This window comes from Streptomyces sp. MK37H, assembly GCF_018035285.1.
GTDB lineage: Bacteria > Actinomycetota > Actinomycetes > Streptomycetales > Streptomycetaceae > Streptomyces > Streptomyces endocoffeicus.
In genome coordinates this window covers 1-13,517 of record NZ_JAAAYH010000247.1, presented here as the reverse complement: position 1 = coordinate 13,517, position 13,517 = coordinate 1, and the positions used below count along the sequence as shown (strand labels likewise).

Annotated in this window: 11 protein-coding genes and 1 pseudogene; 2 read left to right on the top strand and 10 right to left on the bottom strand. The window is 70.9% G+C overall.

The genetic code is table 11. The features are described from left to right. The 4 genes from GWI24_RS28690 to sfnG form a co-directional block, all read right to left on the bottom strand. A partial coding sequence (locus GWI24_RS28690; protein ID WP_210948792.1) for an LLM class flavin-dependent oxidoreductase occupies positions 1 to 1,041 on the bottom strand: 1,041 nt, incomplete at its 3' end. Positions 1,042 to 1,076: 35 nt separating this feature from the next. Further along, entirely contained in the window at positions 1,077 to 2,276 is a 1,200-nt protein-coding gene (locus GWI24_RS28685) for an SfnB family sulfur acquisition oxidoreductase (protein ID WP_210948791.1), read from the bottom strand. 2 nt (positions 2,277 to 2,278) lie between these two features. After that, a complete protein-coding gene (ssuE, locus tag GWI24_RS28680; protein WP_210948790.1) occupies positions 2,279 to 2,833 on the bottom strand; it encodes an NADPH-dependent FMN reductase in 555 nt (184 codons plus the stop codon). Positions 2,834 to 2,908: 75 nt separating this feature from the next. Beyond that, positions 2,909 to 4,018, bottom strand: a complete 1,110-nt coding sequence (sfnG, locus tag GWI24_RS28675) for a dimethylsulfone monooxygenase SfnG (protein ID WP_210948789.1) — start codon at positions 4,016 to 4,018, stop codon at positions 2,909 to 2,911. Between the two features lie 519 nt (positions 4,019 to 4,537). Between sfnG and GWI24_RS28670 the strand changes: the two genes are divergently transcribed. Then, entirely contained in the window at positions 4,538 to 5,467 is a 930-nt protein-coding gene (locus tag GWI24_RS28670) for a LysR family transcriptional regulator (protein WP_210948788.1), read from the top strand. Here GWI24_RS28670 and GWI24_RS28665 read toward each other — a convergent pair. The 3 genes from GWI24_RS28665 to GWI24_RS28655 form a co-directional block, all read right to left on the bottom strand. Then, positions 5,454 to 6,419: an LLM class F420-dependent oxidoreductase gene (locus GWI24_RS28665; RefSeq protein WP_210948787.1), complete on the bottom strand. Its 966-nt coding sequence runs from the start codon at positions 6,417 to 6,419 to the stop codon at positions 5,454 to 5,456. The two genes, GWI24_RS28670 and GWI24_RS28665, sit on opposite strands and share 14 nt — an antisense overlap. 95 nt (positions 6,420 to 6,514) lie before the next feature. Continuing rightward, positions 6,515 to 6,940: a cytidine deaminase gene (locus GWI24_RS28660; protein WP_210948786.1), complete on the bottom strand. Its 426-nt coding sequence runs from the start codon at positions 6,938 to 6,940 to the stop codon at positions 6,515 to 6,517. Then, a complete protein-coding gene (locus GWI24_RS28655) occupies positions 6,937 to 8,880 on the bottom strand; it encodes a GDSL-type esterase/lipase family protein (RefSeq protein WP_247617009.1) in 1,944 nt (647 codons plus the stop codon). Before GWI24_RS28655 ends, GWI24_RS28660 begins: the two co-directional genes overlap by 4 nt. Positions 8,881 to 9,054: 174 nt before the next feature. Here GWI24_RS28655 and GWI24_RS28650 point away from each other — a divergent pair, with 174 nt between their 5' ends. After that, positions 9,055 to 9,849, top strand: coding sequence for an IclR family transcriptional regulator (locus GWI24_RS28650; protein ID WP_210948784.1), 795 nt, complete (start codon positions 9,055 to 9,057; stop codon positions 9,847 to 9,849). A 111-nt stretch (positions 9,850 to 9,960) separates the two neighbouring features. Here GWI24_RS28650 and GWI24_RS28645 read toward each other — a convergent pair whose 3' ends face one another. The 3 genes and pseudogenes from GWI24_RS28645 to GWI24_RS28635 form a co-directional block, all read right to left on the bottom strand. Then, positions 9,961 to 11,505 (bottom strand): GMC family oxidoreductase, encoded by a 1,545-nt coding sequence (locus GWI24_RS28645; protein ID WP_210948783.1) that lies wholly within the window; start codon positions 11,503 to 11,505, stop codon positions 9,961 to 9,963. 19 nt (positions 11,506 to 11,524) lie between these two features. Continuing rightward, positions 11,525 to 11,908 (bottom strand): annotated as a pseudogene (locus GWI24_RS28640) (amino acid permease); the annotation flags it as partial. A gap of 80 nt (positions 11,909 to 11,988) precedes the next feature. Then, positions 11,989 to 13,458: an aldehyde dehydrogenase family protein gene (locus tag GWI24_RS28635; protein ID WP_210948782.1), complete on the bottom strand. Its 1,470-nt coding sequence runs from the start codon at positions 13,456 to 13,458 to the stop codon at positions 11,989 to 11,991. Between the last annotated feature and the right edge of the window lie 59 nt (positions 13,459 to 13,517).

The window sequence follows — 13,517 nt, the reverse complement described above, 5'->3', positions numbered from 1 at the left end:
CCAGTACGCCTCCTCCAGGTGCGGATAGCCGGACAGGATGAACTCGTCGATGCCGAGGCGGTGGTATTCGGCGATCCGCTCGGCCACCTCGGCGTGGCTGCCCACCAGCGCCGTGCCCGCGCCACCGCGCACCAGGCCGACACCGGCCCAGAGGTTGGGGTAGATCTCGAGGTTGTCCAGGCTGCCGCCGTGCAGCGCGAGCATGCGCTGCTGGCCCTCGGACTCGCTGCGGCCGAGGCCGTTCTGGATGGAGCGTACGGTCTCCGGGTCGAAGCCGTCGAGCAGCCGGCGCGCCTCGGCCCATGCCTGCTCGGCGGTGTCGCGGGTGATGACGTGCAGCCGGATGCCGAAGCGGAGCGTACGGCCCTGCTCGGCGGCGAGGGAGCGGATCCAGGCGATCTTCTGGGCCACCTGGGCGGGCGGCTCCCCCCAGGTGAGGTAGACATCGGAGTGGCGGGCGGCGACCTGGCCAGCGGCGGGGGAGGAGCCGCCGAAGTAGACCTCGGGGATCGGGTCGGGGAGCCGGGCCAGCTTGGCGCCCTCGACATGGAGGTGTTCCCCGGTGAGGTCGACGGTCTTGCCGTCCCACAGATCGCGGACGATGCCCAGGAACTCGCCGGTGCGGGCGTAGCGGGCTTCCTTGTCAAGGAAGTCGCCGTAGCCGCGCTGCTCCTGGCTCTCGCCGCCGGTGACCACGTTGAGCATCAGCCGTCCGCCGGTCTGCCGCTGGTAGGTGGAGGCCATCTGGGCGGCGAAGGTGGGCGAGAGGAAGCCGGGGCGGAAGGCCACCAGGAACTTCAGCCGCTCGGTGTGCTGGCTGACCATCGCGGTGGTCAGCCAGGCGTCCTCGCACCAGGCGCCGGTCGGGGTGAGCGCGCCGGCGAAGCCGAGGTGTTCGGCGGCGCGGGCGATCTGGGAGAGATAGCCGACGGACGGCGGGCGGTCCCCTCCGGCCGAGGTGACGGGGGTGCCATGGCCACCGCCGACGACATGGCGGCTGTCGCCGTTGGTGGGCAGGAACCAGTGGAAGGTGAGGGACATGGTGCGACTCCGTTCAGGTGGTGCGGTGGCGGGGGCTACAGGAGGCCGTGGCGGGGTGGTCTCGTTCCGTTCAGCACATAGCGGCCGATGTGCTGGACCTTCCAGCGGGCCGGGTCGTGCAGGGTGTGCGTACGGGCGTCCCGCCAGTGGCGGTGCAGGCCCAGGGCGTCCAGGGCCGAGCGGGTGCCGGAGACCTCGAACAGCGAACCGCCGGTCTCCACGGCCGCGTTGGCCGCCGCCACCTTCGCCGCGGCCACCGCGATCGACGCCTCGGCTGCGGTGTCGTCGTCGAGGTGGTCACGGGCGGTGTCCACGGCCCGCGCGGCGGCGGACAGCAGGGCCTCGGCGCCTCGGACCTGGAGGGCCAGCTCACCGAAGCGCTGGATGAGCAGCGGATCCTCGGCGGCGGTCTCGAAGCCGCTCTCGAACCAGGGGCGGCTCTTGGTGCGGACGAACGTCACCGCCTCCGCCAGCGCCCCCGAGGCGATCCCCGCGTCGATGGCCGCGTGCAGCAACTGCGCGATAGCGCCGTGCAGTTGGGGCCCGGTGAAGGTGAGGTGGTGCGGTACGGCCCGGTCGGCCGGCACCGGCACGGCCTCCAGCCGGACGGTGCCGCTCGCGGTCGTCCGCTGGCCCATGCCGTCCCAGTCGTCCACGACGGTCAGACCGGGCGCGTCCCGTGGCACATAGGCCACATGGAGATCGTCGTTCTCCGCGCGGGCCAGCACCGGGATCCAGTCGGCGAACAGCGCACCGGTGGAGTAGTGCTTGACACCGGTCAGGGTGTACGAGCCGTCGGCGGCCGGGGCGAGGCGGGTGCGGATGTCCTGGAGGTGCTTGGTGCCCGCCTCGGACTGGGCGTTGCCGAACCGCTTCCCCGCCAGCACCTCGCCGAAGAAGAACGCCTGCTGGCCTTCCGTGCCCTGACGGCGCAGCACATTGAGGTACACGAAGTGGCTCTGCGGGATCTGGGCGAGGCTGGCGTCGGCGGCCGCGAGCAGCCGGAACACCTCGGCGAGGGTCACGGCGGACACATCCGCACCGCCGTACCCGGCCGGGACCGTGATGGCCAGGAGCCCGGACGCGGACAGCCGGTCCAGTTCGGCCCGCGGCAGCCTGCGTTGTGCGTCGCGCTCGGCGGCGCCCGTACGGAACTCCTCGGCCAGCGCCGCGGCCACCTTCAGCGCCTCGGTGTCATCGGCGATGACATGGGCGGGCTCGGGCAGGGACGACACGGTCAGCTCGCCGCGGCCAGTACGGTGGTGTGACCGAGCGCCACCGAGAACTGGTCGACCACCTGCTCCAGCGCCTCGGCGGCCCCCGCCGCCACGCTCACCCCGCCGTCCGGCTCCACCGTGATGTCCTTGTCCAGGGTGAACCAGCCCTGGACGATATGGGCCGCGCCCATGGAGGACAGCACCGGCCGCAGCGCGTAGTCGATGGCCAGGACGTGGGCGGTGGTGCCACCGGTGGCCAGCGGGAGCACGGTCTTGCCCGCGAGCGCGTACTGCGGCAACAGGTCCAGCAGGGACTTCAGTAGCCCGGAGTAGGCGGCCTTGTAGACCGGCGTCCCCACCACGAGCCCGTCCGCCTGCTCGACCAGCGCCTTGGCCCGGACGATGGCCGGGTGCGAGAAGTCCGCGCCGAGCAGCGCGGCGGCGGGCAGCGTGCGGACGTCGAGCGGGACCACATGATGGCCCTGGGCGGTCAGCCGGGCGTCCAGATGGCGCAGCAGCCGGGCGGTGCGCGAGGTGGCGGAGGGGGAGCCGGAGAGGGACAGGACGGTGGCCATGAGCAACCCTTCGTGATGCGGTGGAGGCGGTGGGGTCGAGGCGGTGGGATCGGGAGCCGGTGGGAACGGTGGCGGTCAGGTGAGCGCGGGCACGGGCTCCGGCAGCTCCGCTTCGAGCTCGCGGACCAGCGGCAGCACCCGCTCGCCGAAGTACTCGACCTCCTCCAGGTAGTGCAGGAAGCCCAGGAGGAAGAGGTTCACGCCGAGCCGCTTGTAGGCCACGATGCGCTCGGCGATCTGCTCGGGAGTGCCGATCAGCCCCGTACGGAAGCCGTCGTTGTACTGGACCAGGTCCTCGAACGAGGAGTCCTGCCACATGCCCTTGCCGTCGGCGGTGGACCGGCCCGCCTGCTGGACGGCGCCACGGAATCCGGCCACGGCCTCGGTATCGGCCTTGGCGACGATCTCGCGGAGGGTCTCGCGGGCCTCGGCCTCGGTGTCGCGGGCGATGAGGAAGGCGTTGAGGGCGAAGCCGGGCGCGGGGCGGCCGGCGGTGGCGGCGGAGGCGCGGACGTCCCGGATCTGCTCGGTGACGCCGTCGAAGTCCTTGCCGTTGCTGAAGTACCAGTCGGAGACCCGGCCCGCCATGGCGCGGGCGGCGGTGGAGTTGCCGCCCTGGAAGATCTCCGGATGCGGGCGTTCGGGGCTGCTCAGCGGCTTGGGCTTGAGGGAGAAGTCACGGATCCGGTAGAAGTCCCCGGCCAGTTCGGCGTGGTCTTGCGTCCAGATGGCGCGCAGCGCCCGGATGAACTCCTCCGAGCGGCGGTAGCGCTCGTCGTGCTCCAGCCAGGGCTCGCCCAGCGCGGTGAACTCACCCTTGAACCAGCCGCTGACCACGTTCACCGCGAACCGCCCGTCGGACAGGTGATCGGCGGTGGCGCCCAGCTTGGCCAGGACGCCCGGGTGCCACAGCCCGGGGTGGACGGCGGCGATGACCTTCAGCCGCTGGGTGGCCAGCAGCAGCGCGAGGCTGAAGCTGGTGGACTCGTGCTGGTACTCGGCGCCGTAGCTGGCCATGTAGCGGACCTGGGAGAGGGCGTAGTCGAAGCCGTTGTTCTCGGCGAGCACGGCCAGGTCGCGGTTGTAGTCATAGCCCCAGTCGGTGCGCTGCTCGATGGTGCTGGTGACCAGGCCGCCGCTGACATTGGGCACCCAATAGGCGAAACGGAGGGGTTCTGCGGGCATGGGGAACTCCCGGTGGAGCAATTGCGGGCATGGGGAATCGGCGCCCCGGCGGCGAGCGGAATTCACCGTGGCAGGGGCGCGGAAAGACCGGGAGCGCGAAGGGGCGCCGAAGGCGGGGCAGCGCGGCCGCATTTCTCGATGGCGGCGGCTAAAAGCCTTTCCCGATCATGGGAGGCGACGGGGAGCGAAGCGGAGGCGATCCCTCAGGGCTCGCTCGGACCCGTATGGCGGGTCAGACCGGACAGCAACAGGACGCGCTGGAGACACGCGCGAGGTCGACATGGCGTCGCCGCGTGAGGTCCTGTCGCTTCATGTCACCGATCCAACCAGGGGGAAGTCCTGCCGGTCAAGAAGGCCCGGGTGCCATTCCATATCCCGGACGCGCGGGCCGCGCCGCGGAATTCCGCGGCGCCCGCCTCGAGATTACCCGGGACCCGGGCCGGGGAGTGAGTCGGTATTCATGAGACCGTGATAGGGATCCCCTTGAAGCGGGAGAGCTCGGCGGGCATGGTGCGGCGTGTGCGAATTGAACAGCTGGAATACATCGCCGCCGTCACCCGCCTCGGATCGCTCCGCCGCGCCGCCGAGGAACTGCATCTGTCCCAGCCGGCGCTCAGCGAGACGGTGCGCAATCTCGAACGCGAACTCGGCGTGGATCTGCTGGAGCGCAAGCGCTCCGGCGCGACGATCAGCGCGGAGGGACGGGAGCTGCTGCCGCATATCGCCAGCGTCATCGAGGCCGTCGACCGGCTGCGCGGCGCCGCCGGGGACCAGCACCGGGTCAGCCGGATGATCCGGCTGGGCACGGTCAACACCGCGACCGTCCCGCTGCTGATCCCGGCCGTCCGGGAGTTCCGCGCCACCCACCCGGTGACCCAGGTCGAGGTGGTGGGCGCGCAGCAGGCCGAGATCCACCGGGCGCTGCTGGAGGGGAGTTTCGACCTGGGCCTGGTCAACTGCCTCCAGGGTGACGACGTTCCGCCCACCCTGAAGACCACCGAGCTGCTGCGCGGCCGCCCGGTGGTCTGTCTGCGCCCGGACAGCCCGCTGGCCGCCCGGCCGACGGTGAGCGCGGCGGATCTGCTGGACGGGCGGGAGCCGCTGATCGTGATGCGCTCCGGCTATCTGATGCACCGCTTCATCCACCGGCTGCTGGCCGGGCGCACCCCGTCCTTCTCGTACTCCACCGACGGCGCCGAGATGGGCAAGCTGATGGTGGCCGAGGGGCTCGGCGTCACCGTGCTCCCCGACTTCAGCGTCATCGGTGACCCCCTGGAGCGCGGGGGCGCGATCACTCACCGGCCGCTCGCGGACGGCGAGGCCACCGAGGTGCTGCTGATGATCCAGCGCCGCCGCTCGGGCTCGGTGCCGCGCGCCGTACGCGATCTGCACGAACTCTTCGTACGGCGCGCGGACTCTCCTGGAACTCCCCGGGCTACAGCTCCCTGAGCGCGGGCAGCAACTGCTTCTCGGCCCAGTCCAGGAACGGCCGCTGATGGTCGCCGCCGATCTGGACGAGGGCGACATCCGTGAAGCCCGCGTCGACGAAGGGCCGGATCAGCTCGGTGAACTCCTCGACGTCATCGCCGCACGGAATGGACGCGGCCACGTCCTCGGGCCGGACGAACTGGGTGGCGCCCGCGAAGGAGGCGGGCCCCGGCAGCTCCGAGTTGACCTTCCAGCCGCCCCCGAACCAGCGGAACTGGTCATGGGCGCGGGCGATCGCCGCGTCCCGGTCGGGGTCGTAACAGACCGGGATCTGCCCGATCCGTGGCTTCCCGCCGCCGCCGTTCGCCTCGAAGTCCGCCAGCAGCTCGGACTTGGGCTCCACGGCGATCAGGATGTCGGCCAGCCGCCCGGCCAGCCGGCAGGACTGCGGTCCGGAGACGGCCACCCCGATGGGCGGCGGCTGGTCCGGCAGATCCCACAGCTTCGCCGAGTCGACGTCGTAGTGGGTGCCGTGGTGGGTGACGTAGCCACCGCCGAACAGCGCCCGGATGATCTCGATCGCCTCTTCCAGCATCTCGTGCCGCACATCCGCCGACGGCCAGCCCTGCCCGACCACATGCTCGTTCAGGTTCTCGCCGGACCCGAGCCCCAGCCGGAACCGCCCCTCGGACAGCAGCTGGAGCGTCGCCGCCTTCTGCGCCACCACCGCCGGGTGGTAGCGCACGGTGGGGCAGGTGACATACGTGGTCAGCGGGATCGAGGAGGTGGCCTGCGCGGCGGCGCCCAGCACGCTCCAGGCGTACGGGGCGTGCCCCTGGGAGTCCAGCCACGGGAAGTAGTGGTCGGAGGTCACCGAGAAGTCGAACCCGACCTGCTCGGCCCGGACCACGTCGTCGACGAGCTGACGTGGTCCGGCCTGCTCGGTCATCATCGTGTATCCCCATCGAACCATGGCTCCCGAGTACCGTTCCCCGCGCCGTCCAAACGGGACAAACGGCTGGTCACCCTGGGTCGTGGCGGCTCACATGCGGTAGTCCCGGGAGGCGGTCAGGGCGTAGGGCCGCCGTCGTTCTCCTCCTGGTGGTCGGCCCAGCGGTAGCTCTCCGGGAGCAGATCGGCGACGGGCACGGCGCGCGGGCGCTCGCCCGACCCGACGATGACGCGGAGGTCCGGGAAGTAGTCGAGCATCATCTGGCGGCACCGGCCGCAGGGAGGGATCACCCCGCGGCCGCGGTCGCCCACGGCGACCATGGTCACCAGGTCGTACGCGCCCTGGGCGGCCGCCGCGCCGATCACGACGAGTTCGGCGCAGGGGCCGCCGGTGAAGTGGTAGGCGTTCATCGCGGTGATGATCCGCCCGTCCCGGTCGCGGGCCGCCGCCGCCACGGTGTGGTTGTCGCCCCGGCTGCGGGTGGCCGCCACCTGGGTGGCGGCCTGGATGAGGTCATGGTCGACGGAATGAGGCGTGGTCATGCCTGGAGCTTGGCAGAGATGACCGGTGCCAGGCGGTCGGTGATGGTGCGGTGGCCCTTGTCATTGGGGTGCACGGAGTCCGAGAGGTCGTCGGCGGCGAGCCAGCCGGTGGTGTCGACGTAGGAGGCCCTGGCATCGCCGGAGGCGGTCACGGCGGCCTTGGTCTCGGCGCCGAACCGGCCGCTGAAGGTGCGCAGCGCGAAGATCCAGGCGTTCGGGTAGGCGGTGCGGACCTTGCGCAGCAGGCTGGCGTAGGACGCCTGGAACTGCGCCGAGGTCACACCGCGGCCCACATCGTTGGTGCCGAGGTTGATGACCACCGCGCTCGCCTGGTAGCGGGTGAAGTCCCAGTCGGGCGTGGCGGCGTTCGGGTTGAGCTTGGTGAACTGCTGCTCCAGGCTCATCCGGTCGTCCGCCGTGTCCACCAGGGCCGCGCCGCCCTGGGCGATCTGGGTGTGGTCGGCGCCGAGCCGTTCGCCGATGAGCCATCCGTAGGCGGTGCGGGCGTTCTGCGAGGTGGTGGTACCGACGGTGATCGAGTCGCCGACGAATTCGATCAGGTTCTTGGGGGTGGGCGGCGTGAAGGTGGTGGCGCCGCTGTCCAGGGTCAGGCCCTGGAAGACCGCGTCACCGTGGTAGGAGCCCGCGACCACCTGGTAGTTGACCTGGAGGGTGTGGTTTCCGGCGGCGAGCGGGGCCGGGGTGAGGTTCACCGTGCCCTTGGCCTCGTCGTAGAAGGTGGCGGGGCCGCCGTCGATGCTGGCCCACAGGTCGATGGCGTTGCGCTGCTCGAGCTTGACGGTGCGGCCGGTGAAGCCGGTGCGGAAGTACGCGCCCGCCCAGTAGGGGGTGTAGGCGGCGGCCGAGCTCTTGGTGTCCCAGCGGCCGGTGAACCGGATGTTGGGGTCGCCCGGCCGGCCGGGCGCGGCGGCCTTGAGGGGCGCGGAGCCGAGTGCGGTGCCGAGCTTCGCGGCGATGATCGGGGCCAGGCGGTCGGCGAACTTGGTGTGCCCCGCCTCGTTGGGGTGGCCGTTGCCGTCCTCGTAGTCCGTGCCGTCGGTGAGCCAGCCGGTGGTGTCGACATGGCTCACCTTGGCGTCACCGGCCGCGTTGCGCGCGCTCACGGCCGCCTTGGTCTCCGTCACATAGCGCTTCTTGAGGGTCTGGACGGCGAAGAGCGCCGCGTTCGGGTACTTCGCGCGGATGTCGCGGAGGAGGCCGGTGTACGCGGACTGGAACTCGGCGCCGGTGACGCCGTGCCCGATGTCATTGGTGCCCAGGTTGATGACCACCGCACTGGCCTGGTAGCGGGAGAAGTCCCAGTTCTGGTCGCCGGTCGAGGCCGTCTTGAAGAACTGCGTGGCCAGCCCCGCACAGCCGTCCTTGCCGACCAGGCAGTAGCCCGAGCGGGCGATCTGGGTGTGCCGCATTCCCAGCCGCTCGCCGGTCTTCCAGCCGTACGAGTCCAGCGCGAGCCGGTCGGTGAGGGCGCCCGCGGTGATGGAGTCGCCCACGAACTCGATGAGCCCGGACGGGACGCGCGGGGCGACCGTGCCCGCGCCCGTGTCCAGGACCAGGCCCTGGAAGACGGTGTCGCCGGAGCGGTAGGAGACACGGAGGGTGTGGGTGCCCTGGGGGAGCGGCTGGGGGGTGAGGGTGACGGTGCCCTTGACGCCCGCGTAGAAGACATCGGGGCCGCCGTCCACGCTCGCGTAGAAGTTCACCGCCTCGCGGGCCTTGACCTTCACGGTGGTGCCGGTGAACGCCGTCTGGAGGTAGCCGCCGGTCCAGTTGGGGACGGCGGCGGTGGCGGAACCGAGGTCCCAGCGGCCGGTGTAGACGATGTTGGGGTCGGTCACCGAGCCGTTCCCCAGGGCCGCCGCCCGTGCGGTGGAGGTGACGCCGAGACTCAGCCCCAGCGCGCAGAGCGACGCGGTCATGACAAGAAGCAAGAGTCTGCGTAAGGAGTGCGGGATCGATCGCATGGGGGTCCTCTCGGGGGAGGGAGTGGATGAAACTGGCGTCTGGGAGCGCTCCCAGGCGTCTTGGCCCCACGATGGAAGCCTTGAATCGGTTCAACGTCAAGGTGTACGGCGACAGTTACGATGTGAGCCATGGCGGAAACCGGTGGGGTGCGCGAAGTGAAGTCCGCGGGCCGCACCGTGGAACTGCTGGAGCTGCTCGCCGCGCGCGGTGACCAGCCGGCCCGGCTGCGCGAGCTCGCCGAGGAGCTCGGCGTCCCGCGCAGCAGTATGTACGCTCTCCTCAAGACCCTGATCGACCGCGGCTGGGTGCGCACCGACGTCACCGGCTCGCTGTACGGCATCGGCATCCGCGCGCTGCTCACCGGCACCAGCTATCTGGACAGCGACCCACGGGTGCGGGCGGCACGGCCGTATCTGGACGAGGCGTCCGACGCGCTGGGTGAGACCATCCACTTCGCCCGGCTGGACGGCGGCGATGTCGTCTACCTCGCCACGCGGGAGTCCCATGAGTACCTGCGCCCCTTCAGTCGCGTCGGGCGGCGGCTCCCGGCCCATGTGGGGGCCCTGGGGAAGGCGCTGCTCGCCGAGCGGATCGACGGTGAACTTCCGCTGATGAGCGGGGAGTTGGAGCAGGCGACGCCCAACACCCACCGCACCCGCGCCTCGCTCCTGGCCGATCTGAAGCAGGTGCGGGAGCGGGGCCACGCGATCGACCGGGAGGAGGGGGTCCTGGGCATCGTGGGCTTCGGGTTCGCCCTGCGGTACGACGTCCCGGCGGTGGACGCGATCAGCTGCTCGGTGCCGACGGCCCGGCTGACGGAGGGGCGGGAGGAGCGGATCGTCGCGGTGATGCGGGAGATCCGGGCGAAGATCGAGGCGGTGGTGCCGAGGGGGACCGGCACGGGCCCGCAGTGGCAGCCGTAGGCCCGGTTCCGCACGGCGTCAGGCCCACCCCCGGTGGGCGGCGCGGACGCCCGCCTGGAAGCGCCCGGCGGCGGTCAGTGAGTGTCCTGTGCGCGCCCTCGGTCTGCTCGATCATGTCTGCTTGATCATCTCCGCGCACTTCTCGCCGATCATCATCGTCGTGATGCACGGATTGACGGTGATGAGACGCGGCATCGCCGAGCCGTCCGCCACCCGCAGCCCCGTCACCCCCTTGACCCTCAGTTCCGGATCCAGCGGGGCGTCCGGGTCGTCGGGCGCGCCCATCCGCACCGTGCACGCCGGGTGGTAGACGGTGTTGTGGGTCTCGCGGATGTAGCCGGCCAGCTCGTCGCCGCTGTTCACATCGGGCCCGGGGGCCAGTTCGGCGCCCGCCCACATGGCCAGTGCGGGCCGGGCGGCGATCTTGCGCGCCAGCAGCAGACCGCGGGTCATGATGTCCATGTCGTAGGAGTCGGTGAAGTAGCGGGGATCGACGCGCGCCTTGTCGCGGAAGTCGCGGGTGGCCAGCCGCACGGTGCCCCGGGAGCGGGCCCGGGTGACGTTCGGGGTGAGGCAGAAGGCGTTCTCCGAGGTGGGATAGCCACGGCGGTAGGTGTTCAGGTCGAAGGGCGTCGCACCGTAGTGGAACATCAGGTCCGGGCGGTCCAGATCGGGCTCGGTGGCGGTGAAGATGCCGATCTCCCACCACTGGGTGGAGCTTTTGATCATGGGTTGCTCGGCGTTCCACATGATGACGCCCTCGGGGTGGTCCTGGAGGTTGCCACCGACTCCGGGGGAGTCCACGACCACCTCCACCCCCGTCTCCCGCAGATGTCCGGCCGGGCCGATCCCGGAGAGCATCAGCAGCTTCGGGGTGTCGATCACGCCGCAGGAGACGATGACCTCGCGCCGGGCGTGCACCCTCAGGGTGCGGATCAGATCGGGGGACAGGTAGTCGACCCCGGTACAGCGCCGGCCCTCGTCCAGGACCAGCCGTCTGGCCTGGAGTCCGGTGCGCACCTCCAGATTGGGCCGGGAGTCCATGACGGGGTGGAGATAGGCCACCGAGGCGGAGCAGCGGGTGCCGTCCTCACGGGCGTTGATCTGGAACCAGTGGGCTCCGCGCACCACCGTCGTCCCGGTGTTGAACGGGGTGATGGGGATGCCCACCTCCTCACAGGCCGCCAGCACCGACCTGCCGCACGGGTCCTCGGGCGGCACGGTGCGGATCCGGACCGGGCCGCCGCGGCCGTGGTGGTCGCCGGGCGCGTCGTTGTCCTCGAGGCGCTGGAAGAGCGGGAAGCAGTCGGTGGCCGACCAGCCGTCCAGGCCCATGGCGGCCCATTCGTCGAGGTCCTCGGCGGGGGCCCAGAAGGCGATGCAGGAGTTGTGCGAGGAGCAGCCGCCGAGCACCTTGGCGCGGGCGTGGCGCAGAAAGCTGTTGCCCTTCTCCTGCGGTTCGACCGGGTAGTCCCAGTCGTAGCCGGACACCAGCAGCCACATCCAGCGGTTCAGCCGCAGGATGTTGTCGTCCCCGAGGTCGGACGGTCCCGCCTCCAGCAGGCAGACGCTCACCGAGGGGTCCTCGGACAGCCGGGAGGCGACCACCGATCCGGCCGTACCGCCGCCGACCACCACGTAGTCGAACTGGTCCACGGGGCCTCTCCTCACGTCCTCACGGGGTGGTGGCGGCCGCGTGTTCGGCGAGCACACCCGTACGGGCCCGCTGGACGAACCAGTAGTAGGTGAACCCGCCCAGCGCGACCGCGCCGACGAACAGGACCGTGCCCCAGCGCAGATACCAGTGCTGCGGTCCGGTGGCGTTGTAGACCTGGGCGCGGGGCCAGGCGAGGTTGACGGTCATCGCGGTGCCCCACAGCACGGCCAGCGCGTTGACCGGCACGCCCAGCCGCCCCAGCGAGAAGCGGTCCTCGGCCGGGCGCCATTGGCACCTCAGCCGCCGTACCAGCATGGGCAGGGTGACCATCAGATACGCGAAGTAGATCATGATGATCGCGATGCTGGTGACCACGGAGAAGATCTGCGGCTGGTTGATGTTGCCGAACTCGGCGAGCGAGTCGTCGTCGTGCGCACCGTCCGGCCGTGGTTCCGGCGGCGGTCCGTCCGGCTCGGTCGCCGTCAATCGAACCACCGCTGCGGACGGGGCGCGGTGTTGCGCCAGATGTGCTTGAGCTCCTGGTACTCGTGCAGCCCCGACGGGCCCAGCTCCCGGCCGACACCGGACCGCTTCATCCCGCCCCACTCGGCCTGCGGGACATACGGATGGAAGTCGTTGATCCATACGGTCCCGGCCCGCAGCCGGGACGCCACCCGGTGCGCCTTCTCGGTGTCCTGGGTCCACACCCCGCCCGCCAGGCCGTACACCGTGTCGTTGGCGAGCGCCACCGCCTCGTCCTCGTCCCGGAACCGCTCCACGGTGAGCACCGGGCCGAAGGACTCTTCCTGCACCACCGACATGTCCGGGGTGCAGTCGTCCAGCACGGTCGGCAGGTAGTAGAAGCCCTTCGCCAGGTCCGGGTCGTCGGGCAGGGTCCCGCCGCAGCGCAGCACCGCGCCCTCGTCGAGCCCCGCCGCCACATAGTCGCTGATCTTCTGGCGGTGCTCGGCGGAGATCAGCGGCCCGGTGCGGGCGTTCTCGTCGAACGGCCCGCCCAGCCGGATGTTCCGGGCCCGATGGACGATCTCGTCGACGAACGCGTCATGCAGCTGCTCCTGCACCAGCAGCCGGGCACCGGCCGAGCACACCTGCCCGGAGTGCAGGAACACCGCCGTGAGCGCGTAGTCCACCGCGGTGTCGAAATCGCAGTCGGTGAAGACGATATTGGGGTTCTTGCCGCCCAGCTCCAGGGCCAGCTTCTTCACCGTGGGCGCGACGGCCGACATGATCCAGCGTCCGGTGACCACTCCACCGGTGAAGGACACCATGTCCACGCGTTCGTCGGTGACCATCGGCGCGCCCGCGGTGGCCCCCGAGCCCAGGATCAGATTGGCGGCGCCACCCGGCAGCCCGGCCTCCGTCAGCAGCCGCATCAGATGGATCGCGGTGTGCGGGGTCAGCTCGCTGGGTTTGAGGACGAAGGTGTTCCCGGCGGCCAGCGCGGGCGCCACCTTCCAGGCCGTCTGGAGCAGCGGGTAGTTCCAGGGCGTGATCAGCACACACACCCCGACCGGTTCGTGCACCACTCTGCTGTCGATCTCCGGACTGCCCACCTCCACCACGCGGCCGCCGCTCCCGGAGGACGCGAGGGTGCCGAAGTAGCGGAAGCAGTTCGCGATGTCGTCGAGGTCGTACTCGCTCTCGACCAGCCGCTTCCCGGTGTCAAGGGACTCGGCGCGGGCGAGCGTCGGTTTCTCGCGCTCCAGCAGATCGGCCACCCGCAGCAGCAGCCCGCCCCGGTCACCGGCCGGGGTGCCGGGCCACGATCCGCGGTCGAAGGCGTCCCGGGCGGCCGCCACCGCGGCGGCGGCGTCCTTCGGCCCCGCCTCGTCGACCACCGCGACCAGTGAGCCGTCCGCCGGGCAGCGGATCTCGCGGCTGTGTCCGTCGAGGGCGGTCGTCCAGTGGCCGCCGATGAACAGCTCCGGCATGGCTTCCTCCGGGCTCGGACAACGGGGCCGGTCCCGAGTGGATCCATCGACGCACCCGT

Bases quoted from the DNA above. Each gene is read 5' to 3' on its own strand.
- GWI24_RS28650 (WP_210948784.1), top strand. From the start codon at position 9,055: ATGGCGGAAACCGGTGGGGTGCGCGAAGTGAAGTCCGCGGGCCGCACC.
- GWI24_RS28660 (WP_210948786.1), bottom strand. From the start codon at position 6,940: ATGACCACGCCTCATTCCGTCGACCATGACCTCATCCAGGCCGCCACC.
- GWI24_RS28665 (WP_210948787.1), bottom strand. From the start codon at position 6,419: ATGGTTCGATGGGGATACACGATGATGACCGAGCAGGCCGGACCACGT.
- GWI24_RS28655 (WP_247617009.1), bottom strand. From the start codon at position 8,880: ATGACCGCGTCGCTCTGCGCGCTGGGGCTGAGTCTCGGCGTCACCTCC.
- GWI24_RS28635 (WP_210948782.1), bottom strand. From the start codon at position 13,458: ATGCCGGAGCTGTTCATCGGCGGCCACTGGACGACCGCCCTCGACGGA.
- sfnG (WP_210948789.1), bottom strand. From the start codon at position 4,018: ATGCCCGCAGAACCCCTCCGTTTCGCCTATTGGGTGCCCAATGTCAGC.
- ssuE (WP_210948790.1), bottom strand. From the start codon at position 2,833: ATGGCCACCGTCCTGTCCCTCTCCGGCTCCCCCTCCGCCACCTCGCGC.